Raw genomic sequence first — 22374 nt, 5'->3', positions numbered from 1 at the left:
TGAGACTGCTTCTCGCCGCTTTCGCCGTTTGTCTGGCCGGCTCGGCGCAGGCCGCGCGCTGCGGCGGCGACTTCAACAGCTTTGTCGCAACCATGGCGTCAGAAGCGCAAGGAGCCGGCGTCTCGGCAAGCGTGACCAATGCGGCGCTCAGCGGTGTGACACCCGATGGCGCCGTGCTCGCCTTCGACCGCCGCCAGCGCCACACCTTCAATAAGAGTTTTGAGCAGTACGTCTCGACCCGCGTCGGCCCCGGCCGCATCAATGGCGGGCGGGCGCTGCTCCAGCGTCACACCGCGCTGCTGTCGCGCATCGAGCAGCAGTTCGGCGTGCCCCGCTACATCCTGGTCGCAATCTGGGGACTGGAGAGCGATTTCGGCAAGGGCGACATCGGCAAGCTGCCGGTGATCAAGACGCTGGCGACGCTCGCGCATGACTGCCGCCGCACCGATCTGTTCCAGGGCGAGCTGCTCGCCGCGCTCAAGATCGTGCAGCGCGGCGACCTGCCGCTGCGCGATCTCATCGGCGCCTATGCCGGCGAGATCGGCCAGACCCAGTTCCTGCCGTCGTCCTACATCAAATACGGCGTCGATTTCGACGGCGACGGCCATGTCGACCTCCGCCACAGCGTCGCCGACGTGCTCGCCTCGACCGCGAACCTGCTTCACACCAGCGGCTTCAAGATGGGCCAGCCCTACGGCGAAGGCACCGCCAATTTCGAAGCGATGCGCGAGTGGAACAGGGCGGTGGTCTACAGGAAGACGATCGGGTATTTCGCGGATCGTTTGATGGGGCAGTGAGGCACCACGATAGCCGCGGTCGTTATGGCGAACGGAGCGACTTGTCCGCCGAAGCCTTTGGCGAAGGCGGAAGCAATCCAGAATCCCTTGGCGGAGACAATCTGGATTGCTTCGTCGCAAGGGCTCCTCGCAATGACGGTTGAGAGTCGCGCGCGATCTCTCCCCCATCGTCGTCCTGGCGAAAGCCAGGACCCATTACCCCAGGGAGGAGTTTGGCGACGACTGGCATTCACTTGCCTTGGCTGAGTAACTGCCAGTGTTCGTCAAATGGAATTCGGTGGCTATGGGTCCTGGCCTTCGCCAGGACGACGGCGGAGGGTGCCGTGCCGATGTCGTACCAAGCGAAGGCGGGAACCATGATTTACATTTTTTCAGAGTGGAACTGAACAATGGCCGAGTTGGACCTTTAACATGTGTTACGTGAGCAAATATTGGAGCCGCTGATGGGACAGGCACAACCATTTCGCGCAATAGCGCTGATCGTTGAAGACGACATCATGCAGCGGGAGATGCTGAGTCTTCTTCTCGAAGAGAGTGGCTACCTGGTCATCCAGTGCGAGAGTGCCGAGGACGCCGAACGCGTCCTCGACAAGAACGCCAGCGCGCTTTGCCTGATGCTGACCGACGTCCAGCTCGCCGGAAGCATGAACGGGGTCGAGCTCGCGCATGTCGCCAAGGAGCGCAATCCCAAGCTCGATGTCGTCGTCACCTCCGGCCGTCCCTTGAAGCAGCCCTTGCCCGCCGGCGCAAAATTCTGGGCCAAACCCTGGGCCCCGCTCGACGTGCTGCGCGAGGCCGAGATCGCGCAGCTGTCCTGACAGCTATTCCGCGGGCTCGCTTTCTCGCCGCGAGCTGATAGGGTCGGCCCAATGACCTGGTCCTTCCTGCTCACCTCGCTCATCGTCGTCGCTTCGCCCGGCACCGGCGTGCTCTATACGCTCGCCGCGGCGTTCACCCGTGGCTCGCGCGCCAGCGTCGCGGCCGCTTTCGGCTGCACGCTCGGCATCGTGCCGCACATGATTGCGGCGATGCTCGGCCTTGCCGCGGTGCTCCACACCAGCGCGCTCGCCTTTGCCGCGCTGAAATGGTGCGGCGTCGCCTATCTGCTCTACATGTCCTGGCAGGCGCTGCGCGAGCGAGGCGCGCTCGCGGTCGAAGGCAGGATCGCGGAGCGGTCGAGCGGCCGCGTCATCGTCACCGGCTTCCTGATCAACATCCTCAATCCCAAACTGTCGATCTTCTTCCTCGCCTTCCTGCCGCAGTTCATCGCGCTGGATGAGGCCCATGTGCTGACGCGGATGCTGGAATTGAGCGGCGCCTTCATGGCGATGACGTTTGCGGTGTTCGTCGTCTACGGCCTCTGCGCCGCTTCGGTGCGCGAGCGCGTCATCTCCAGGCCCGGCGTCATGGCCTGGCTGCGCCGCAGCTTTGCCGCAGGCTTCGCCGCGCTCGGCGCCAAGCTCGCGTTTGCGGAGCGGTAGCTCCCTCTTCACCACTCGAAAGTCGTCATGCCCGGGCTTGTCCCGGGCATCCACGTTCTTTGCGCCGCGGGTAAGGCGTGGATGGCCGGGACAAGCCCGGCCATGACGATGTGGGGACTTCCGCGCACCCGACAGCCACTTGCGATTAATCGGTCATCAAAACGGGGCAGAGGAAGAGAACTCTATCCAAATAAAAAAGCGGGCCTTGCGCCCGCCACCTTCAAACACGCTCGATCTTCCCGACGCCCGGGCGGAGCGAGGCTCCACCCGGGCAAAGAAAAAGAAGCCGCGTTACTTCTTCTTCGCCTTTTTGGCCTTCTTCGCCTTCTTCTTCGCCGCCTTCTTCGCTTTCTTAGCCATAGTATCCTCTTAGGGGTTAATGGTGGAACGCGACACGAGGGATGCTCGGCGGAGGGCCAGCCTCGCAACATCCTCGACGACAAGCTCAGCAGATTCGCAGGTCTCTGCCCCGCGCCGTCACATCCGTGTCATCGTGTTATCCACAGCTCAGATGCATTTTCAGGTGATTTTGGTGCGCGAATCCGCATCGCCGCGCCAGCGCAGCATCGCCGGCGACAGGCTTAACGATCCGACAACAGCCGCGCGCCGTTCATGAATCCAAAACCAAAGACGCGTTTTCAAGGATCGCAGTGAGACTCCGTTAAGCGCAACCGCCGCATTGTCCCCGCAAGAAAACGGGGATGGGTGATGGACGGACGGCTGCCAGGGACGGGGGGCGCGACGCTGCGCGTGCCGCACGCGCCATGCTGAACCTCCCGACATTGTGGATGGTCTTCGTCGTCAACTTCCTGGCGCTCGGCGTGATCTGGGCCTATGTGACGCGCTCTTATCCGAAATTCGCCGCCGCGCGGTTCTGGATGGCTTCGTCCTTCGTCGGCGCGGCCGGGGCGATGACGGCTCTGATCCGTTTGTTCGTCGCCTCTCCCCTGCCGCTTCTGCTCGGAGCTGGCGGCGTCATCGCCGCGAGCTGCCTTGCCGCCATGGGCATTCAGCGCTTCTATGACCGGCCGGTCTCCTGGCGCCTCATGACGGCAACGGGAGGCTTGAGCCTGGCCGGCGTCGTGGTCTTCATGGTCGGCTTCGAGCACATGCAGTTGCGCATGCTCAGCTACACGCTCGGCCAGGCCCTGCCGCTGGTGCTGGCGCTGCGTCTGTTGCTGTCGCCGGAGGGGCGAGTCAGCCCGGGCGCGCGGCTGTCCGGCATCGTCATCCTCACCATCATCGCGATCCTGCTCGTGCGCACGGTGGGCAATCTGCTCGGCCACGATCTGTCGGCGCGCGCCGGTGGTCAGGCCCATGCCGTCATCGTGCTGGGGCTGCTGTTCCTGTCGATGACGCTCAATTTCGGCTTCCTGCTGATGGCGATGGACAGCTTGCGCAACGAGGTTGCCGACCTCGCGCTGCTCGACGATCTCACCGGCGTCGCCAACCGGCGGCATCTGCTGCAGCGTCTGACCGAGGAATGCGCCCGCTCGGAGCGCGGCGCGCGCCGTTCTCGCTGCTGGTGATCGATCTCGACGGCTTCAAGACCATCAACGACACCCATGGCCATGCGGCCGGTGACGCCTGCCTGCGGCACTTCACCTTGATGGCGCAGACGCGGTTGCGGCCCGGCGACATGCTCGCACGCACCGGCGGCGACGAGTTCTGCATCGTGCTGCCGTCGTCGTCGCTGCGCGAGGCCGCCGCGATCGCCCGCCGCGTGCTCGATGTCTGCCGTCAGGACGCCGCGACCTGCACCGGCGGCGACATCCCGATCGCGATCTCGATCGGCGTCGCGCAGTGGGACCGCGGCATCGGTCAATTCCCGGACCGCCTGATCGCGCATGCCGACCACGCCCTCTACGCCGCCAAGAAGAACGGCAAGAACGATTTTGCCGTCTACGATCCGGCGCCGCCGCTCTCGCCCGAGCCGATCGGTCTGGGCGAGGCCGCGCGCAACTTCGCGTAGAGGCGTGCTACATCAGGGACCGCATTGGATCCGTATGATGATGTCCCGCCTGCTTGCGGCCGTTCTCGCCGCTCTGTTTCTGACAGCCCCCGCCGCCGCCGAGGACGCCGAACTGGCAAAGCTCGCGCGCGCCTCCGGCACGCCCGACATTCCCGGCCTGAAGGTCGTGTGGCTGGCGCCATGGGGCGACGTCGGCGGCGCAAACTCCTGGCGCAACATCATCGTGCACCAGACCGAGGGGCCGGCGGGTTCGGCGCGCGGCGGCGCGCTGGCGCAGGCGAAGCATCCGACCCGACGCGGCGTCACGGTGTGGGTCGAGACCGACGGCACGGTCTATTGGGCGGTGGCGGAGAATTTGGTGCCGACCCATGGCGACGGCGCCAACCGCAACGACAACAAATACATCGACAACAGCTCGACCTATCGCCAGGTCGTGCGCGACAATTCGATCGGCGTCGAGTTCGCCGGCAATTATCCCGACGTCGCGGCGGGCCCGACCGAGGCGCAGGTCGCGGCCTGGAAGATCCTCGTCAAGGTGTTACGCGCGCGCTATGGGATTCCGATTGGCCGCGTCTATGCGCACAACTGGATCGACTACAAGGATACCCGCTATTGCGAAGGCTGCTGGCTTGCCACGCTGGCGCGGATGTGGGGGGAGTGAGGTTCGTCATTCCGGGGGCGCGCGCAGCGCGAACCCGGAATGACAAGCTAAACCGCCTGCGACATCCAGCCGAAAAACCGCCGGATCAATCCCGGCCGCTGTGGCACTTCCGGTGGCCCGTCCGCCGCCAGCACGCGTTTGAAGAAATAATCCAGAAACACCATGTCGTTCGGCTCGGTGACGGTGAATTGCTCCTCGCCGAAGAACACGCTGTAACTATAGAAAAACGGGCCCATGAGCGGGATCGTTGCTGTGCCCGCATAGTCCTTCGAGATCACGAACTCCGACGGCTCGAGCCCGTGCTCGCGCATCGCCTGCTCGACCAGCGGCAGCTTGCGCATGAACTGGGCTTCGAAGCCGCCGACGGTGGATTGCAGGATGATCGACACGGTGTCCGTCCAATCGATGCTGTCGGTCCGCCAGTTTTGGGTCGGCTGACCGGCAACGCGGGTTCAAGGCGAGTCAGTCTACATCGCAGCCACAACCACCGCTGTCATCGCCCGGTTTAACCGGGCGATCCAGTATCCCAGAGGCGTGGGTTGGATATCTCGCTGTCGCCACGCTCGCTGCGGCGTACTGGATGCCCCGCCTTCGCGGGGCATGACAACGAATGTAGTGACGCTCAATCTCCACCCCAAACAAAAAAGCCGGCGTTGCCGCCGGCTTTTGTCTCTCTTCGATCCGCCAATCTCTCTGGCGCCGTAACGCCGCTTAATGCGCGGCTTCCAGCGCGGCTTGTTCCTGTCTTGCGATCGTGCCCTTGACCGCGGACTGCACCTTCTCGAAGGCGCGGACCTCGATCTGGCGGACGCGCTCGCGCGACACGCCAAACTCGGCGGCAAGGTCTTCCAGCGTCATCGGCTCATCGGCGAGGCGGCGGGCCTCGAAGATGCGGCGTTCGCGCGGGTTGAGCACGCCCATGGCGCCGTTCAGTGCGTCACGGCGGTGATCATACTCCTCGTGCTCCGCCATCAGGGCTTCCTGGTTCGGCGTATTGTCGACCAGCCAGTCCTGCCATTCGCCGGCTTCGCCGTCGTCGCGGATCGGCGCGTTGAGCGAGGCGTCGCCGCCGAGGCGGCGGTTCATGTCGATCACGTCCTGGTCGGTCACGCCCAGCCGCTTGGCAATGGTCGCGACCTGGTCGGGGCGGAGATCGCCTTCGTCCAGCGCGTTGATCTTGCTCTTCGCCTTGCGCAGGTTGAAGAACAGCTTCTTCTGGTTCGCGGTGGTGCCCATCTTCACGAGCGACCAGGAACGCAGGATGTACTCTTGAATTGACGCCTTGATCCACCACATCGCATAGGTGGCGAGACGGAACCCCTTCTCGGGTTCGAATCGCTTCACCGCCTGCATCAGGCCGACATTGCCTTCCGAGACGACCTCGGAAATCGGCAGGCCGTAGCCGCGATAGCCCATGGCAATCTTGGCCACGAGGCGGAGGTGGCTGGTGACGAGTTGGTGCGCCGCGTCGCGATCGTCATGCTCGCGCCAACGCTTGGCGAGCATGTATTCCTGCTGGGGTTCCAGCATCGGAAACTTGCGAATCTCGGCGAGGTAACGGGAAAGGCCGGATTCTCCATTGAGGACCGGCAAAGCTGCGGTACGGGCCATAGTGCGCCCTCCAAAAGGTTCAGGCCCCCGATAGCGGCGGGCCAGGCAGACGACCGCTGTGTCAAAGCCGGCCGGGCTGCGATGTTCCGCGTTGGTCATTTCCAACGCAGGCGCAATATACCCCATCGGGGGCCAAAAAGGGAAGGATTGCTGACGTCACGTCCCCGTGTGGCAGCTATAACTTTTTGTAATGTAACGCTTTTCTTAAAATGGCTGCGTCATAGCGCCGCTTTCAGGCAGCTTTGAAGGAGAAGCAAATCCTCCGGCAGCGGTGCCTCCCAGTGCAGTAATTCTCCCGTTCTTGGGTGCTGCAATACGAGCAGGTAAGCATGTAGGGCCTGCCGCCCCAGCGCCGCCAAAGCGGCCTGCGACTCTGGGCCGAGCTGGTTCGCCTTGGTCTTGAAGTGCGGGCCATAGACGGCGTCCCCCAGCAGGGGATGGCCGATATGGGCGAGGTGGACGCGGATCTGGTGGGTGCGTCCGGTCTCGAGCTCGCAGGCGAGCAGGGCGGCGACGCCCTTGCCGTCGCGCCCATCAAAACTCTCCAGGATTTCCCAATGCGTCACCGCCTCGCGGCCACCCTGGCGCACCGCCATCTTCTCGCGCGCATGCGGATGGCGGTCGATCGGCGCATCGACGGTGCCGCGATGTCGGTTCGGCACGCCCCAGGCAAACGCCATGTAGCCACGCCGCATCTCGCCGGTGCGGCCGTGGTCGGCGAATTGCGCTGACAGCGAGGCATGGGCGAGGTCGTTCTTGGCCACCACCATCAGCCCTGTGGTGTCCTTGTCGAGCCGGTGCACGATGCCGGGCCGGCGCACCCCGCCGATGCCCGAGAGCGAAGCGCCGCAATGGGCGATCAGCGCATTCACCAGCGTGCCGCTCTCGTGGCCGGCCGCGGGGTGCACGACCAGGCCCTTCGGCTTGTTGATGACGATGATGTCGTCGTCCTCGAACACGATGTCGAGGGCGATATCCTCACCCTTCGGTTCCGCCGGCGCCGCCTCGGGCACGTCGATTGTGATCGTATCGCCGGATGCGACGTGATAAGCGGGGTCGCGGACCGCGGAAGCCTTCAGGCTCACTGCGCCCGCCAAAATCAGGGCTTTCAGCCTCGATCGCGACAGGTCGGTGAGGTGCGCCGCCAGCACGCGGTCGAGCCGGGCCGAGCCCTCGTCGCCGGCGACCACGACCTCCAACCTTTGCGCAGAGCCAAAATTGTCCATGACGACGTCTGATACCGCTATTCCCGAACCGACCCCCGAGCAGGCCGCGCTGTTCGCGCGGGTGCGGCGGATGATGCTGATCGCGGGGTTGACCACGGCGCTGGCGATCTGCGCCGTCCTGATCGCGGTGGGCTACCGCCTTTTCAAGTCGGAGGGAAGGGCGGTCGAGGTGGCCAGCGACGTCACCGCCACCCTCCCGAAGGGCGCCAAGATCGTCGCAACTGGCGTGGCCGGCGACCGCCTCGTGGTCACGCTCGACGTGGGGGGCGTGATCGAGATCCGCACCTTCGATGCGCACACGCTCAACCCGGTGGGAAAGCTGAAATTTGCCAATGAGCCGTGAGGCGGCCCGGAGACTCGCCTCGGCCGTCGTCCTGGCGAAAGCCAGGACCCATAACCACCGAATCCGGTTGCGTGAGTGAGATCGTGGCCACGATTTCATTCAAACACGACCATTTGGGGTAATGAGTCCTGGCTTTCGCCAGGACGACGTGGCTCGGGCCATTTGAAACCCCCAATCTCACCTTGCCGCCGGCAAAATTCGCGGCTATGTCGTACCCCTCACGCTCCCTTCGTCTAGCGGTTAGGACGCGGCCCTCTCAAGGCTGAAACAGGGGTTCGATTCCCCTAGGGAGCGCCATTGCCTTTGCTCTGCTGGCAAGACCAGGTTGCGGTACCGCAGCCAGCCTGATGCCCCCCGCAATAACTTCGACTGGCCGATAGCGCGAAAGGCCCGGTAAAGGCCTGGCCGTCATCGCCGACGTGCCTTCGAAAACAAGGCGCCCTCTTGGGATGAGGACACGCGGCGCACAGCTCTCGACGACACTGTCGATAGGCTGCTGCCGTCCGGTTCGCCGAAGCGCAGGTGCGGTCGTGTCGCAGATTGAGCGTGCCGAAGACGATGCCGCCCCCTTTCTCTGAACAATCGCAACCGTGCAGTCGAGCCAGCTTGCTCTTATGTATCTATCGATACGCACCAGCACGACGGTTGCCGCGGCCTTGTTCGCCGCATAGGTGCTGATGAAACCAACGACCAGGGAGTTGATCGATGAGGTCCTTTCTGCTGCTGACGGCCAGTGGTCCGTTGCTGGTTCTCACGTCCCACGGAACGCTGCACGATCCGAAGTTCCTGGGCAGGCTCAAAGCCAAGGGAATCGGCAAGTTTGTCGCCTTCGATGTGCCGCTTGATCTCGCGAAGGAGCGCTATGGCGGACATTTCCACGCGGTCGAGAGCGATTTGCACGAAACAGACGACTTGAGGGTCCTCGATTTCAATGGCCAGCGGATCTTTCAGCTGTTTCGTTTCGACGAACTCGGTGCCGCAGTATTGCAAGAGCAAGCCTGATGCACGCTTGATCGCGCCCGGAAGGGAGCGGCTGGTTGCCGTCAGAAATCCATTGGCGGCATGCCCGGCGCATGCGTCTCGGCCTTCTTCGGCTTTTCGGCGACCAGCGCTTCCGTCGTGATCAGGAGCGCGGCGATGGAGGAGGCATCCTGCAACGCGGTACGCACGACCTTGGCGGGGTCGATCACGCCGGCCTTCACCATGTCCTGATATTCGCCGGTCGCAGCATTGAACCCCCAATTGTAGTTGTCGTTCTCAAGCACCTTGTTGACGACCAGCGAGCCCTCTTCACCCGCGTTCTCCGCGATCTGGCATGCTGGCATCCGCAGCGCGCGACGCACGATCTCGACGCCTGCCTTCTGATCGGCATTGGCCGTCCTCATGCCCTTGAGCGCCTTCTGCGCTCGCAGCAGGGCGACGCCGCCGCCGGGAAGGATGCCTTCCTCGACCGCTGCGCGCGTTGCATGATGCGCGTCGTCGACGCGGTCCTTGCGCTCCTTGACCTCGACCTCGGTTGCGCCGCCGACGCGGATCACCGCGACCCCGCCGGCAAGCTTCGCCAAACGCTCCTGTAATTTCTCGCGGTCGTAGTCAGAGGTGGTCTCCTCGATCTGCACCTTGATCTGCGTCGTGCGCGCTTCAATGTCCTTTTTCGCGCCGGCGCCGTCGACGATGGTCGTGCTCTCCTTATCGACCACGACCTTCTTGGCGCGCCCGAGCATGTCGAGCGTGACATTCTCGAGCTTGATGCCGATATCTTCGGAGATCGCGGTGCCGCCGGTCAGGATCGCAATGTCTTCCAGCATCGCCTTGCGGCGATCGCCAAAACCCGGCGCCTTCACCGCGGCGACCTTCAAGCCGCCACGCAGCTTGTTGACCAGGAGCGTTGCGAGCGCTTCGCCTTCGACATCCTCCGCGACGATCAGAAGCGGCTTGCCCGATTGCGCCACCGCCTCCAGGAGCGGAAGCAGGGTCTGCAGTACAGACAGCTTCTTCTCGTGGATCAGCAGATAGACGTCCTCAAGCTCGACGCGCATCTTTTCGGCATTGGTGGCGAAATAGGGCGAGATGTAGCCGCGGTCGAACTGCATGCCTTCGACGATTTCGAGCTCAGTGCTGAGGCTCTTTGCCTCTTCCACCGTAATGACGCCCTCATTGCCGACCTTCTTCATAGCGTCGGCGAGGAACTTGCCTATCTCGGCGTCGCCATTCGCCGAGATGGTGGCGACCTGAGCGATCTCCTCGTTAGCCGTCACCTTCCTGGCATGAGACTTCAGGTCATGCACGATCGCGTCCGTCGCAAGATCGATGCCGCGCTTGAGGTCCATCGGATTCATGCCTGCGGCGACCGACTTGGCGCCTTCCTTGACAATGGCTTCTGCGAGCACGGTTGCGGTCGTGGTGCCGTCGCCCGCGATATCGCTGGTCCTGGACGCCACCTCGCGCACCATCTGGGCGCCCATGTTCTCGAACCTGTCCTCAAGCTCGATCTCCTTGGCGACGGTGATACCGTCCTTGGTGATACGCGGCGCGCCGAACGATCTCTCGATCACCACATTGCGCCCCTTGGGACCGAGCGTGACCTTGACGGCATTCGCCAGCGTATCAATGCCCCGCAGCATCCGTTCGCGCGCTTCGGTCGCGAATTTCAGATCCTTGGCAACCATGATGCGAACCTCCCTTCACTCCTCCCCTTAAGCTGAGCAAGCGGTCTCAGGTCGCCTTCAATCAGGAGCCGGCGCCCTTGACCGTCCGTCGGTTACGTCTGGATTATACAGCAATTTCAATTGTATAGGAGTTCGCATTTTTGTTCTGAGCGGCGCGCCAAGCTACATTCTGCGGAATTTTACGACATTGTACGATGCCGCCCCCGTCAGGCAGCGCAATGTCGCTTTCAACTAATTGCTCACCGCAGATTGCAGCAGCGGAGTTTTGTGACTTGGCGGCCTCAATTCGAATCCGTCCGGGTCATTTAGTTTAACCCGCCAAGCGTCAGCTCTCGAGCGAAAATCGGCTTTGGAGCGTGAGATAGGGAAGGCGGAGCCCGGTTCGTAGCGGCCGGCAAAGGCGTTCTGAATCACGGCTGCCGCTGACCAGACGAACAAGGGCTTCTTCTATTCGAGCGGCCCGCGTTCTCGCCGAATCGCGTCGCTAGTCCCGCACCCCCGGCAGGCGGAAAACGAGCACAGCCATGGTACGGTTTCCATCACTAGGCTCATCGCTGGCGCGTCACCTGTTCTTGGACGAGCGTTGAACTTCCGCGCGGCAGACGCTTGCCCCGTCTCACCTTGCCGATGATGGGACGGAGTGGGGCCGGCTGGGATACTCTGGACGGAAGCCTTGCGTTATCTTGTGCCAATCGTTTGCGTTCCCAGGCAAACGCGTGGCGGACGATCAGGGAAAGATCATCCCATTGGGGCCGCCAGCCAAGCAGATTGCGCATCCGTTCCGCTGAGGCCACGATCTCCGCCGGATCGCCCGGCCGCCGGGCGGCCAATTCGACGGGAAAGTCGTTTCCGGATTCGCGCCGCATGGCGTCGATCACCTGTATTACCGAATAGCCGCGGCCGTAGCCGCAATTGAGCGTCAGGGACTCTCCACCACTGCGCAGATATGAAAGCGCGCGGCAGTGAGCGTTTACGAGGTCGCTCACGTGGATATAGTCGCGAATGCAGGTGCCGTCGGGCGTGGAGTAATCGGTGCCGAAAACCTGCATCTTTTCTCGCAGACCCATAGCAACTTCCGCTGCAACCTTGATCAGATGCGTTGCCCCTCGCGTTGCCTGTCCGGTGCGCAGAGCAGGATCGGCGCCTGCTACGTTGAAATACCTCAGGATGACGTAGCGCAGGCCGTGAGCGCGTGCAGCGTCGCGCAGCACCGTTTCGGCCATCAATTTGGATGAACCGTAGGGCGATACAGGCGCAACGGGGGTCTCTTCCGTGACGGGATTTGCCGGCGGATTGCCGTACACCGCGGCCGTCGACGATAAGATGAAACGCTGTACTCCGCTCCTGATCGCGAGCTCGATCAGGCTTCGGGTATTTGCGGTGTTGTTGCGATAGTATCGAAGCGGATCGGCAATCGACTCCGCAACAACTGCCGAAGCCGCAAAATGAATGATCTCCGAAATTCCGTACTTCGCGATCAGCGGCGCAATTCGCCGCTGATCGCCGATGTCCCCGGCGAAAGCCGGTACACCGGAGGGTATTGCCGCTTCGAAGCCCGATGAGAAATCATCGATGATGATGGTTTGTTCGCCACGATCAGCAAGTTCGTACGCCATGTGGCTCCCGATGTATCCGGCACCTCCGGTGATAAGGATCGCCATTGCTCGTCCACCTTGGGAGGCCTGATTTGAAGCTTCGGAACAAAGTTCCCTTCAGGCGTGTTATGAAAGCTCAGCCAAGGACAACACTTGAGGTGCGCTGGGGGTTCGTTCGCGATTAAGCGGTTGAGCGGGATGTCGCCTGATGTGATGGAGGCGGCAGTGTCGGCCGATGGCCGTCTGCATCTTGATCCGCCGCTTGAACTCCTCGTGCAGCCGCGATCGCAGGACATGCATGGCGCTTGAACGAGTGGATGGCGACTGTTCTAGGCTTGCGAGGCCGAAACTCGGCCTCGCATTTGCTGCTCGCCATGCCGAGACGCTGCTCGTGCTCCTTGTGCTGGGCGTGACCTTGGTCATCGGGATTGCGACCGCCGCCGATTACGGGGTGTCGACCGACGAATTCAACACAGAGGAGTACGGCCCCAAGGCGCTTGCCTGGTACACGAGCGGCTTTGCGGACCGGTCTCAGTTCGAGACGGTCGAAGAGTATCTATGGATGTATGGGCCGTGGTTTCAGATGCTCGTCGCGGCCCTGCAGTCGCTTGGGCTCGCGAGCCCAATCATGGTCCGGCACGCCATGACCTTCCTGTTCGGTCTCGCCGGCCTCGCCGCCGTCGTGCCGATGGCGCGGCTCACGGTCGGGTACTGGGCTGGGTTGACGGCGCTCACCCTGTGCCTGCTGACCGGCTACCTGTACGGCAACCTGTTCTTTGCCCCGATCGACGTGCCGTTCCTGTTCGCCATGAGCTGGTCGACGCTCTTGATCGTCCTGATGGTGCGGCAGGGGGTGCCGAGCTGGCGTCTGACCCTTGCGACGGGCTGTGCCACTGGCCTCGCCATCGCGACGCGCACTGGAGGGGTGATTACGCACGCCTACCTCGTCGGCGGCATGAGCCTGTGCGCGCTCGAGGTGCTGCTGCGCGATGGCCGCGCGGGCTATGGCCAATTGCGCCAGATCGCCTTGCATACGCTGGTCGCCATCCTCGTCGCCTGGCTGACGGCGATTGCGCTCTGGCCGTGGTTGCAGACTGGACATCCGATCACACAATTCCTCGAGGCCTATCGGCACTTTGCTACGCTCGACACCTCGTTCGAATTCCAGAACTGGGGTCGGCGCACGTTCACCGATCAACTGCCCGCCTGGTACATCCCCGGACAGCTCCTGGCGCGTTTGCCCGAGGGCTTTTTGGCGTTGCTACTGATCGGCATGGCGGTCTGGATCGGTGCTGCGGGATCGTGGGCGCGCGCCGCCATCGGCGCCTTGCGTCGGTCCGGCGTCGCGGGACTGCGACCAGTCGCGGCCGAGCTCGCCGGATCGCGCGCGGTGCTGGTCGTCACTACGGCGGCGTTCGGCCCTATCGGGTTGCTCATCCTGCAAGGCTCGACGCTCTATGACGGTGTCCGCCACGTATTGTTCGTGATCCCAATGCTCGCCGTCGTGGCCGCGCGCGGGCTCATGAGCCTCTTGCCGTTCTTGCGACGCCTCCCGATTGTGCCCGCGGCCCTCGGGGTCGCTCACATGGCCGCCATCGTGCTGACGCTCGTCATGCTGCATCCGCTCGAATATATCGCGATGAACAGTCTGGCAGGTGGCGTCGCCGGCGCTTACGGCCGATTCGACCTCGACTATTGGAGCATGGCCGTTCCCGAGGCGCTGCGCCGCCTCGAGGATCGAATTGATGCCGAAGGCCGGTTCAAGGGCGATCCACCGCGCGTGTTGGTCTGCCTGGCCTGGCGCGAGGAACTGGCAGGCGTGATGTTCCGTCGCAACTGGATTGCCGAAACACGTCAGGACAAGGCCGACTACCTGATCGCCACCGAGCGCTGGCCTTGCGCCGACGGCACGACAGCCGTACTGGTTGATGAGGTCACGCGATTTGGCCGCCCGTTCGCCCAGATCTACGCCAATCGTCGCGGGCTTGGTGAGTGACGCCAAGTTCCGGCTTGGCAGCTACTTCTTCGCCTGCAATTCGATCGGGGGCGCCTCGGGCTTTCGGCCCAACATGACCGGGCGACGTTTTCGCGGGGGGCCTGCCTCGCGCCGGCTCTTGGCGCGATCAATCGCCACGGCCCGCGCAAGCCGCGTGATCATGTCGAGCTGGAGCCGCAGCTTGAGATGTAAGTTGAGCATGATGAGCAGGCTGATCACGACCCAGGTGTAGACGATGAGGTCGGAGCCACGGCCGATTCCCGCGAAGGTCGCAAGCGCGGTGGCATGCTCCGGCACCCAGACGAAGTAGAGGCCGGCGAGCGCAGCGCCGCTGGCGAGCAGGCCGATGATCGGCACCGTCCGATGCACCGACAAGGCGTAGACGAGAACCAACGCCAGGAAGGCCGTCAGCAACAGCTGCGCGATCATCGGTAGAGCCTCCGCGCGAACAGATCGATCAGGATGGTCATCGCATCGGTGATGCGTTGGCCCTTGCCCAGCGAATAGGCGCTGTACTCGATGTTCACCGGCACCTCGACAAAGCACAGGCGGCTCTGCGCGATCTGGTGCAGGATCTCGGACGCGTGCGCCATTCGGTTCTGTCGCAAGTAGATCGCGCGGGCGCCGCGCGCGGTCATCGCACGAAGGCCATTGTGGGTATCGGTGACCGGCAGTCCGGTGCCGGCGCGCGTGAACCAGATCGCAGCGCTGAGCAGCATGCGGCGCGACACCGGCAGATTTGCGGTCGCACCGGTAAGAAAGCGGCTGCCGAGCGCGAAATCGATGCCGGGCTGCTCGATCGCCGCGAGCAGTGCTGCGATGGCCATGGGGGAATGCTGGCCGTCGGCGTCGAACGTGACGAGCGCATCTGCACGCTGCTCGAGGGCGTAGTCGATGCCGGTCTGCAGCGCGGCGCCCTGTCCGAGGTTGATCGGATGCCGAAGGACGACCGCGCCGGCGAGCAACGCGACGTCGCCGGTGCGGTCGGCGGAGCCGTCATCGACTACGACGACCGCGTATCCGGCGTGGCGAATGCCGGACACGACGCTGCCGACCACTGGCGCTTCATTGTACGCCGCGACAACGACCCAGGGATTGCGAATCCGGCCGGTCATTCTCGTTAACCCACAACAAGTACAAGACCGCAGGCGATCACCGCGATTCCTGCCAAGAGACGTGCAGACAGCGGTTCGGCGAACACCAGCGCGCCGAGGACGGGCGTCAGCGCAAACGCGACCGCCACGAACGGATACGCGCGCGACAGCGGCGTGAACGTCAAAAGCCAGACCCACAGGACGGACAGCGCAGCATAGAGCACGATGGCGCCGATAAACGGTGCGTTCTGCAACAGCAGCAGCGCACGCTTGGATAAGGGATAGCCGTCGCCGACGCGCAGCGCGGCGGCCTTGAACAGGAGCTGGCCCGCCGCCATGCCGGCCGCGTAGGTGATGAGCAATGCGATCTGGCCGAGGTTGAGGCGCTCTGTCATGGGAGGCTCTTATCCGAACATGGAGGCGCCTTGCTCAACACCACGCGCATCGCGTCGAACAGGTTCACCGGAATAGCGAACCGGTTGCCGGTCGGGCTGGCCGCGATCTTGCGGCCGAGCATGCGACCGACCTGAAAGGCGATCAGCGAGAACGGCACGAATTTCCAAGGGTGATCGGAGCTCTCGACGCGAAGGCCGACCGAATGGGCCAAAGACGCGATGTTGTCGCGGTTGAAGAACCACAGGTGCTGCGGAGGCGTCATCAGGCGCCAGTGCGCGCCGGTCGACCGCGCCGCCAAGGAACCGAAGTCTCCGGTCGTCAGCACGATGATTCCGTCCGGCCGGAGATGGCCCGCGAACAGCGCGAAGGCTTCCTGCGGGTTTGGCAGATGCTCGATGACATCGAGGAGAACGATGACATCCAGGGTGCCAAACGACTTGAGAGTCGCTTCGGTCAGCAGGCCGCATACGACGTTCAAGCCGAGATCGCCAGCATGGGCAGCAGCCGCCTCCGCCGGCTCGATGCCGCTCACCTCAAATCCGGCGCGGCGGGCTTCATCGAGAAAGAAGCCGTAAGCGCAACCGATCTCGAGCAGACGGCCCTGTGGCTTGCAGTGCCGGATGAACTCGACTGTGCGGGCGAACTCGCGTCGCAGCACGGGTTCGGCGCCGCGGTAGTCGGCGTAGCCGTCGGACTGACAGCCGGAAAAGTAGCCATCGTCATAATAGGCGAGGGGATCGAAGCTCGGTGCTTCGGTGCGTCCCAACCCGCAGTCACGACATTGAAAAATATCGCAACCGTTCTTGATGTAAAGAAACCGATGCGGCGTCGCCCGACTGCACGCGGGACACTTAAGCGTAAGCGCAGTTCGGTCGCTTCGTATCAGCACGTGCGTCCCTACGATGTCGCTTCCTCAGCGCGAAAAAAAACGCCTCCGATGCCGAACTGTTCCGCTCGGCGAACGGCCACGGGGTCGCAGGCTGCCTGGCTGCAGCTGCGAAATAATCGAGGATGGTCCACACTCTCGCCGGTGCAGCGGTGGGACGGCGGTCATCAGAGGGTACGACGCCGGAGCTGCTGGGTGCCAGCGTGACGACGCTGGCCCAGCGTCAGTTCGAGCTGATCTTAAGCGGCTTGGCCGAGTTGTGGCCCTGGATGCTGGCGCGATGCTCGTCCGCAAGCTCCGGCGTCTTCACGACGTGCTCGATCGGATAGGAGGGCACGGCGTGCTCCCGGCTCCCTCGCCTTACTCCACCTGCACTTAGTACTTTCGGCGCGATCTGGAATTAGATAGCAATTTCAATCACATAAGAGTTTCGCAGCTTTATTCTGGGTGGCGCGCCATTTCTCGAAGCCAATCTTCCTCTGATCTCGATTGATTGTTCCGCCCGCCGGGTGAACCTGTGGCATTGGCGGTCAACATCCGGGCCGACAATCGTATCCGGCGGCGCGAGTGCCGCATGGGCCTAAGTCCGGCGTCGATACGGCGCGTCCGTCAGCATCCCCTGGCGATGTCGTTCAAATCCGAGTAGCCCTTCACCCGCCACGCGAGAGTAACTTGCCGCGTTCACCTCGATTCGTCGGGCTGTAACCTGCCAGCGATCCGAAAGGTCCCGCCGCTTCGATCGCGACACGATGGCGCAGGGGCGGTCCTGCTCCGCCGGGTTCGTCTTCTCAGCGCTTGTTGTCCGCGCGGCGAGTCTCCCATGGAGCGGAGCGCTCAAAGAGTTCAATCATTTCCGCCACCGGCCGTTTTGTCGCTGGAAGCCGCAACGGGTGGGCGCAGGAGCTTTCGCATGGATCGGCGCAGGCGCTCTCTTACGCGGTCGTGCCGTCGATCGAGCGACGGATCACCCGCTGCACTTCCGCATTCGATAGAAACAGATCGTGGTTGATGATGCCCCAGCCTTCCTGGGAAGCATCGACAACGCGCACGCCGAGCCGCGCGATGACGGCCTTCTCGGCGGCGCCGACCCTGGTCATTCCACCTGCGATTTGTCCCGACAGCGCCAGTGCGCGATCGTTGGTCGAGGCAATCACGGTGACTTTGCCGGTCAGCGGACCGATGCGCTGGATCGACGACGAGAACACGTCCATGTCGATATCAGGCGAGGCAAACACCACCGCGCCGATCTTGCTCGTGACGGTGTCGCCATATCGGGCATAGAGCTGACGCAGGCTTTCGAGCGTCAGCATGGTTCCCATACTGTGCGCAACGATGTGCACGCGGCCGCCGGTTGGACTCGATACGAGCGCGGAGAGCACGCGTTCGAAAGCGTCGCGCGACCACATCGCGCTGTCGCGGTCATAGGCATAGTCGAACAGTCCGGCCTTGGAAGGCCAGGAGAACACCATGGTCCGGCCGCGGAACTTGATCCCATCGGAGAGATGGGCGGCATCCAGCACCGCCGTCTCGAACGTCTGCTTGAAGCCGTGCACATAGATCAGCACGTCTCCTCCGCCGGCCTGCGCAACGAGATCGCCGGCGTCGGCCGACACCGGTTCGATCCGATCAAGACGCCAATCGTCAAGTCCAACCGAGGCGAGAGAAAGTCGGCTCTCGTCCGGGGCCACCAGCTTCGCTCGCGCGACCGTCATGCTCGTCGCGCGGTCCGGTCCGAACCAGGGTTTCGCGCGACCGCCGTTCACGGGCTTGCGCGTGGTGGTGACAAGCAATGTGGGGTCAACGGAGAGAGACGACGCGTCGAAGCGGGCGCCGGTCGCACCCAAGCCGGCGCATCCGCCGAGCGCGAGGGCACTCCCTGCCGACACAAGTCCGCCGAGGAGAGCGCGGCGCGAAACAGAACGACCGGAGTCGCGTTGCAGAAGACGTCGGACGATCACATGGAACCCTCGGGAACTTGCCCACCGTAACGCCGCCCCGCCTAGCTCCCTGAATGACAATGGGGGCAAGAAGACGGCGGAGTAGCGTCGCGGTTGCGTAGACATGGTGTCCGAACGAGCGCCAGATCAGTCGATGATTTCGATCTCATTCTCCTTGCACCACTCACGCAAGGCCTGCTCCGTCGCCTCATTCTCGAAGGCGTGCCAGCGATCGATCGCAGCTCGCCGTGCAAGCAGGGCCTTGAACTTCGGATAGGCGCCCCGCTTGCTGAAGAAATAGCGGACATCGTCGAAATCATCCGGCTGGAACTCGCGGGCAAAATCGAGCACCAGCGGCTTGCCCAGGCCGAGTTCGCGTTTGTCCGGGAGCGCGACGTATTTCTCCTCGTCGTCGATGTCATCAGGCAGTTCGTCGTTGAACTCTGCTGCGTCCATAAAATCGGTTTGATAGTAGATCTTCCCGGTTTGCCTGCAGACGAAGGCGCGGAATTCCCCCATGTCGCCGTTGGTGTTGGCGAACTCGAAGGCTGTGGTGATGTCTTTGAACGTCACAGGCATTGGGTTTGGTCGCTATATCATCGCAACTGCAGCACTCTCAAACCGCCTCATAAGACTCGATCTTCTTGATCTGAGGTGCGAGCACGTCCTCCGCCGTTTCGAGGTCGAAGCGGGTCTGAATGTTCATCCAGAACGCGGCGCCTGTCTTGAAGAACTTTCCCAGCCGCAGCGCGGTGTCGGCCGTGACGGATATTTCTTCGCGCGCAATGCGTTCGATCCGGGTGCGCGGCACGTTCAGAGCGGCCGCGACCGCGTAGGGCGTCAGCTTGAGCGGAACGAGAAATTCTTCACGCAGGATTTCGCCGGGATGAATCGGCGGAAGTTTCCTTGCCATCTGCGAACTCCTTTTGGCTAGCCACAATCGGCCTGTGAGACTAATCCATGATCTCAGGCGAAACACCACTGTCAAGCCGGCGCGTCAAAAATATTCCACTTTACCGAATTTCGGATTTGTCGTATGTGTCGCCCATCCCAGCCCACCAAAGGGGCGGTCGTACGTCGTCACGAACGCGGGCTGGGGTTGCGGTGGACGCGGGCGGCGTTAAGGCGGGCTCGAGCATGCAGGGCGAGATGAACCTCGTGAGCATGGCGCGAACCCGCGAAGACGGACGGCGCCCATGTCCGGCGAAGCCTCTTGGCGGAGCCGGATGGCCTGCGTACGGCGAAACCGTGTGGTCCTGGCCGTCGTTGCTACGGTCAAGCCTTCGCGAAGGCGTCATCGCGTCAACCGGCGCGCTGCCGTGCATTTCGCGGAGGTGAGAGAGGCCAGAAGGAACTCGGCTCCCGGGAGAGCACGGCATAGGCCGTCAAACCATCGCGCAGGGAAGGCCTGGTTTCGGCTGCCCTGTGTCTCCCCTGTGCATTGCGTGTGCATTCGTTCAGCGCAGGGGTCTTATGGGTGCCAGCCGGCGCCCGGCCTTCCCTGCGCCCTTTCTTCCGAGAGGGTGTGAAGAGAAGAGCACAGCTCGGGCAAAACATGCCGCGAGGCTGCAAACGCGCGTCTACGATCTCCCTGCCAAATGATCTTCCGTGTGAGCATGATGCATCGGCCTAGGTGGAGGTGGTCGTTGCCCCCGGAATCTGCCTTGATGCGATGTCAGCGCGGAGGAGTTTTGATATGAGCGGCTTGGTGATTTCTGGCGGCAGGGTGGTGGATCCCGCCAGCGGCATGGATGCCGTTGGCGATGTGGCGGTGGTGGACGGCAAGATCGCCGCGGTCGGCTCCTCGCTCGGCGGCGCCGAGCGGGTGATCGACGCCACCGGCCTCGTGGTCGCACCCGGCTTCATCGATCTGCACGCGCATGGCCAGTCGCTCCCGGCCGACCGCATGCAGGCGTTCGACGGCGTGACGACGACGCTCGATCTCGAGGCCGGGGTGCTGCCGGTCGCATCCTGGTATGAACGCCAGGCCAGGAAGGGGCGGGTGCTGAATTACGGCGCCGCCGCCAACTGGGCGTTTGCGCGCATCGGCGCAATGACGGGCTCCAATGCGGAGAGTTCGCTGGAGGCGTTCGGCAATGCCATGCGCGACCGCCGCTGGATCGAGAACGTCGCGACCGATGCCGAAGTCGCCGGCATCCTCGAGCGCCTTTCGCGCGGCCTCAACGAAGGCGGCATCGGCATCGGCATTTTGAACGCCTACGCTCCGGGCGCCGGCGTACAGGAGCTGACCGCGGTCTGCCAGCTCGCCGCCGCAAAGGACGTGCCGACCTTCACCCACGTCGCCTTCATGTCGCGCATCGACCCCGAAAGCGCGGCGGAAGCCTATATCCGCCTGATCGGCTATGCCGGCGCCACCGGCGCGCACATGCACATCTGCCATTTCAATTCGTCGAGCAAGACCGACATCGAGCGCTGCCGCGTGCTGGTCGAGAAGGCGCAGGCGCAGGGCCTGCCGATCACGGTCGAGGCCTATCCTTACGGCACGGGCTCGACCGTGCTGGCCGCCGCCTTCTTCAGCGATCCCGAATTCGTCGAGCGCAACGGCACCGGCTACGATTCGGTGCAGCGGGTGACCGACGGTCATCGCTTCCGCGACCGCGAGGAGCTGCTCAAGGCGCAGGCCGAAGAGCCGTCCTCGCTGGTGCTCTGGCACATCCTCGACACCGAGAACAACGCGCATCACCGCGACCTGCTCGACATGTCGGTGCTATATCCCGGCGGCGCGATCGCGTCCGACGCGATGCCGTGGACGCTGCCCGACGGCTCGACCTACACCGGCGATGCCTGGCCGCTGCCTGATGACGCCACCTCGCATCCGCGCTCGGCGGGCTGCTTCACGAAGTTCATCCGCGAATGGGTGCGCGAGCGCAAGACCGTGTCGTTGCTCGAAGGCGTGCGCAAATGCGCGCTGATCCCGGCGGAGATCTTGTCGCAGAGCACGCCCGCGATGCGCGCCAAGGGCCGGCTCGATAGGGGCGCCGATGCCGACATCGTCGTGTTCGATTACGAGAAGCTGTCGGACCGCGCGACCTTCACAGCGATGAACCGCCCCTCCGAGGGCGTGCGGCACCTGCTCGTCAGCGGCCAGGTGCTGATCAGTGACGGCGTGCTTGACGTGGCGGCGCGGCCCGGCCGCCCCGTGCGCCGGCCCGTCGTCGGGAGCTGATCCATGCCGGTCCCCATCCTCCTGGTGACGGGCTTTCTGGGGGCGGGCAAGACCACGGTCGTGAACCATCTGCTGGCGCACGCCAACGGGCGACGCATCGCCGCCGTGATCAACGATTTCGGCGCGATCAACATCGATGCGGAGCTGATCGCCGGCGCCAGCGACGGCGTGGTGAGCCTCGCCAATGGCTGCATCTGCTGCTCACTCGAAGGCGATCTCTTGCGCACGCTCTCGACGCTGCTGCGGCGTGATCCCAAGCCGGACTACATCGTCATCGAAACCAGCGGCGTCGCCGATCCCGCCGACATCGTGCGCAATCTCATGGACCCGGTGATCCTGCGCGAAGCGCCGCTGGAGACGGTGCTCTGCGTGCTGGACGCGACGGCGCCGCCCGCGGCCCTGGAGGATGCGCTCCAGCGGTCGCAGTTGCGGGTCGCCGATATCGTGGCGCTGAGCAAGCTGGACCTGGCGGATGAAGGCGCGGGGCGACGCATGCGGGAGGCGATCCGCGCCCAGCGCGTCC

General features: G+C 63.6%; 22 protein-coding genes, 1 tRNA gene and 1 pseudogene. 12 read left to right on the top strand and 12 right to left on the bottom strand.

Annotated features, from left to right (window positions below):
* The first annotated feature begins 5 nt into the window (after positions 1-5).
* From CWO91_RS34010 to CWO91_RS33985, 6 genes and pseudogenes are all read left to right on the top strand, one after another.
* A complete protein-coding gene (locus CWO91_RS34010) occupies positions 6-797 on the top strand; it encodes a lytic murein transglycosylase (RefSeq protein WP_130219878.1) in 792 nt (263 codons plus the stop codon).
* 443 nt (positions 798-1240) lie between these two features.
* Entirely contained in the window at positions 1241-1615 is a 375-nt protein-coding gene (locus tag CWO91_RS34005; RefSeq protein ID WP_130219876.1) for a response regulator, read from the top strand.
* A 51-nt stretch (positions 1616-1666) separates the two neighbouring features.
* Positions 1667-2278, top strand: coding sequence for a LysE family translocator (locus CWO91_RS34000; protein ID WP_130219875.1), 612 nt, complete (start codon positions 1667-1669; stop codon positions 2276-2278).
* Positions 2279-2417: 139 nt separating this feature from the next.
* On the top strand, positions 2418-2651 hold the full coding sequence (locus CWO91_RS33995) for a hypothetical protein (protein ID WP_130219874.1): 234 nt from the start codon (positions 2418-2420) through the stop codon (positions 2649-2651).
* A gap of 391 nt (positions 2652-3042) precedes the next feature.
* Positions 3043-4250, top strand: a pseudogene (locus CWO91_RS33990) (GGDEF domain-containing protein).
* A 34-nt stretch (positions 4251-4284) separates the two neighbouring features.
* On the top strand, positions 4285-4911 hold the full coding sequence (locus tag CWO91_RS33985) for a peptidoglycan recognition protein family protein (RefSeq protein WP_130219873.1): 627 nt from the start codon (positions 4285-4287) through the stop codon (positions 4909-4911).
* 47 nt (positions 4912-4958) lie between these two features.
* On the opposite strand, the gene CWO91_RS33980 is transcribed toward CWO91_RS33985, so the two are convergent.
* The 3 genes from CWO91_RS33980 to CWO91_RS33965 all read right to left on the bottom strand — a co-directional run bounded on the left by CWO91_RS33980 (position 4959) and on the right by CWO91_RS33965 (position 7748).
* Positions 4959-5300 carry a hypothetical protein gene (locus CWO91_RS33980; RefSeq protein WP_130219872.1) on the bottom strand — a complete coding sequence of 114 codons (342 nt, stop codon included), beginning with the start codon at positions 5298-5300 and terminating at the stop codon, positions 4959-4961.
* 322 nt (positions 5301-5622) lie between these two features.
* Complete coding sequence (gene rpoH, locus CWO91_RS33970; protein WP_018643767.1) at positions 5623-6522, bottom strand: RNA polymerase sigma factor RpoH; 900 nt, start codon at positions 6520-6522, stop codon at positions 5623-5625.
* A 218-nt stretch (positions 6523-6740) separates the two neighbouring features.
* The gene (locus CWO91_RS33965; protein WP_130219870.1) at positions 6741-7748 is read right to left on the bottom strand and encodes an RluA family pseudouridine synthase; all 1008 of its coding nucleotides are present in this window, start codon (positions 7746-7748) and stop codon (positions 6741-6743) included.
* Here CWO91_RS33965 and CWO91_RS33960 point away from each other — a divergent pair.
* From CWO91_RS33960 to CWO91_RS33950, 3 genes are all read left to right on the top strand, one after another.
* The gene (locus CWO91_RS33960; protein WP_130219877.1) at positions 7747-8091 is read left to right on the top strand and encodes a hypothetical protein; all 345 of its coding nucleotides are present in this window, start codon (positions 7747-7749) and stop codon (positions 8089-8091) included. The genes CWO91_RS33965 and CWO91_RS33960 overlap by 2 nt on opposite strands.
* Before the next feature lie 222 nt (positions 8092-8313).
* Positions 8314-8388 (top strand) — tRNA-Glu (locus CWO91_RS33955).
* Positions 8389-8796: 408 nt separating this feature from the next.
* Positions 8797-9093, top strand: coding sequence for a hypothetical protein (locus CWO91_RS33950; RefSeq protein WP_027575249.1), 297 nt, complete (start codon positions 8797-8799; stop codon positions 9091-9093).
* Positions 9094-9134: 41 nt separating this feature from the next.
* Here the strand turns inward: CWO91_RS33950 and groL are convergent, their stop codons facing one another.
* Both groL and galE read right to left on the bottom strand, forming a co-directional pair.
* Positions 9135-10760: a chaperonin GroEL gene (gene groL, locus CWO91_RS33945; RefSeq protein WP_130219869.1), complete on the bottom strand. Its 1626-nt coding sequence runs from the start codon at positions 10758-10760 to the stop codon at positions 9135-9137.
* 548 nt (positions 10761-11308) lie between these two features.
* Complete coding sequence (gene galE, locus CWO91_RS33940) at positions 11309-12421, bottom strand: UDP-glucose 4-epimerase GalE (protein ID WP_130219868.1); 1113 nt, start codon at positions 12419-12421, stop codon at positions 11309-11311.
* Between the two features lie 232 nt (positions 12422-12653).
* On the opposite strand from galE, the gene CWO91_RS33935 reads away from it, so the two are divergent.
* Positions 12654-14351 (top strand): hypothetical protein, encoded by a 1698-nt coding sequence (locus CWO91_RS33935; protein ID WP_130219867.1) that lies wholly within the window; start codon positions 12654-12656, stop codon positions 14349-14351.
* Between the two features lie 21 nt (positions 14352-14372).
* Here the strand turns inward: CWO91_RS33935 and CWO91_RS33930 are convergent, their stop codons facing one another.
* From CWO91_RS33930 to CWO91_RS33900, 7 genes are all read right to left on the bottom strand, one after another.
* A complete protein-coding gene (locus CWO91_RS33930) occupies positions 14373-14780 on the bottom strand; it encodes a DUF2304 domain-containing protein (RefSeq protein WP_130219866.1) in 408 nt (135 codons plus the stop codon).
* Entirely contained in the window at positions 14777-15466 is a 690-nt protein-coding gene (locus tag CWO91_RS33925) for a glycosyltransferase family 2 protein (protein ID WP_130219865.1), read from the bottom strand. The genes CWO91_RS33930 and CWO91_RS33925 overlap by 4 nt, the downstream gene beginning before the upstream one ends.
* Positions 15467-15471: 5 nt before the next feature.
* A complete protein-coding gene (locus CWO91_RS33920) occupies positions 15472-15840 on the bottom strand; it encodes a hypothetical protein (protein ID WP_130219864.1) in 369 nt (122 codons plus the stop codon).
* Positions 15837-16730 carry a class I SAM-dependent methyltransferase gene (locus CWO91_RS33915; RefSeq protein WP_165405909.1) on the bottom strand — a complete coding sequence of 298 codons (894 nt, stop codon included), beginning with the start codon at positions 16728-16730 and terminating at the stop codon, positions 15837-15839. Before CWO91_RS33915 ends, CWO91_RS33920 begins: the two co-directional genes overlap by 4 nt.
* 929 nt (positions 16731-17659) lie before the next feature.
* Positions 17660-18685 (bottom strand): alpha/beta hydrolase, encoded by a 1026-nt coding sequence (locus CWO91_RS33910; protein ID WP_130219862.1) that lies wholly within the window; start codon positions 18683-18685, stop codon positions 17660-17662.
* 126 nt (positions 18686-18811) lie between these two features.
* Positions 18812-19243 (bottom strand): hypothetical protein, encoded by a 432-nt coding sequence (locus CWO91_RS33905; RefSeq protein WP_130219861.1) that lies wholly within the window; start codon positions 19241-19243, stop codon positions 18812-18814.
* 37 nt (positions 19244-19280) lie between these two features.
* Positions 19281-19577, bottom strand: coding sequence for a HigA family addiction module antitoxin (locus CWO91_RS33900; RefSeq protein ID WP_130219860.1), 297 nt, complete (start codon positions 19575-19577; stop codon positions 19281-19283).
* Positions 19578-20360: 783 nt separating this feature from the next.
* Between CWO91_RS33900 and CWO91_RS33890 the strand changes: the two genes are divergently transcribed.
* Entirely contained in the window at positions 20361-21851 is a 1491-nt protein-coding gene (locus tag CWO91_RS33890) for an amidohydrolase family protein (protein ID WP_245471462.1), read from the top strand.
* Between the two features lie 3 nt (positions 21852-21854).
* On the top strand, positions 21855-22374 hold a 520-nt coding region (locus tag CWO91_RS33885), incomplete at its 3' end, for a GTP-binding protein (RefSeq protein ID WP_165405907.1).

This window comes from Bradyrhizobium genosp. SA-3, from assembly GCF_004212635.1.
In the GTDB taxonomy this organism is placed as follows: Bacteria; Pseudomonadota; Alphaproteobacteria; order Rhizobiales; family Xanthobacteraceae; genus Bradyrhizobium.
The sequence above is the reverse complement of the archived record's forward strand: the minus strand, read 5'-3'. Positions and strand labels throughout refer to the sequence as shown.

What these genes read in the sequence shown, in the direction of transcription:
- CWO91_RS34005 (WP_130219876.1), top strand. Translation starts at nt 1,241, where the DNA reads ATGGGACAGGCACAACCATTTCGCGCAATAGCGCTGATCGTTGAAGAC.
- CWO91_RS34000 (WP_130219875.1), top strand. Translation starts at nt 1,667, where the DNA reads ATGACCTGGTCCTTCCTGCTCACCTCGCTCATCGTCGTCGCTTCGCCC.
- CWO91_RS33985 (WP_130219873.1), top strand. Translation starts at nt 4,285, where the DNA reads ATGATGATGTCCCGCCTGCTTGCGGCCGTTCTCGCCGCTCTGTTTCTG.
- rpoH (WP_018643767.1), bottom strand. Translation starts at nt 6,522, where the DNA reads ATGGCCCGTACCGCAGCTTTGCCGGTCCTCAATGGAGAATCCGGCCTT.
- CWO91_RS33960 (WP_130219877.1), top strand. Translation starts at nt 7,747, where the DNA reads ATGACGACGTCTGATACCGCTATTCCCGAACCGACCCCCGAGCAGGCC.
- CWO91_RS33965 (WP_130219870.1), bottom strand. Translation starts at nt 7,748, where the DNA reads ATGGACAATTTTGGCTCTGCGCAAAGGTTGGAGGTCGTGGTCGCCGGC.
- CWO91_RS33950 (WP_027575249.1), top strand. Translation starts at nt 8,797, where the DNA reads ATGAGGTCCTTTCTGCTGCTGACGGCCAGTGGTCCGTTGCTGGTTCTC.
- groL (WP_130219869.1), bottom strand. Translation starts at nt 10,760, where the DNA reads ATGGTTGCCAAGGATCTGAAATTCGCGACCGAAGCGCGCGAACGGATG.
- galE (WP_130219868.1), bottom strand. Translation starts at nt 12,421, where the DNA reads ATGGCGATCCTTATCACCGGAGGTGCCGGATACATCGGGAGCCACATG.
- CWO91_RS33935 (WP_130219867.1), top strand. Translation starts at nt 12,654, where the DNA reads ATGGCGCTTGAACGAGTGGATGGCGACTGTTCTAGGCTTGCGAGGCCG.
- CWO91_RS33930 (WP_130219866.1), bottom strand. Translation starts at nt 14,780, where the DNA reads ATGATCGCGCAGCTGTTGCTGACGGCCTTCCTGGCGTTGGTTCTCGTC.
- CWO91_RS33925 (WP_130219865.1), bottom strand. Translation starts at nt 15,466, where the DNA reads ATGACCGGCCGGATTCGCAATCCCTGGGTCGTTGTCGCGGCGTACAAT.
- CWO91_RS33920 (WP_130219864.1), bottom strand. Translation starts at nt 15,840, where the DNA reads ATGACAGAGCGCCTCAACCTCGGCCAGATCGCATTGCTCATCACCTAC.
- CWO91_RS33905 (WP_130219861.1), bottom strand. Translation starts at nt 19,243, where the DNA reads ATGCCTGTGACGTTCAAAGACATCACCACAGCCTTCGAGTTCGCCAAC.
- CWO91_RS33900 (WP_130219860.1), bottom strand. Translation starts at nt 19,577, where the DNA reads ATGGCAAGGAAACTTCCGCCGATTCATCCCGGCGAAATCCTGCGTGAA.
- CWO91_RS33890 (WP_245471462.1), top strand. Translation starts at nt 20,361, where the DNA reads ATGAGCGGCTTGGTGATTTCTGGCGGCAGGGTGGTGGATCCCGCCAGC.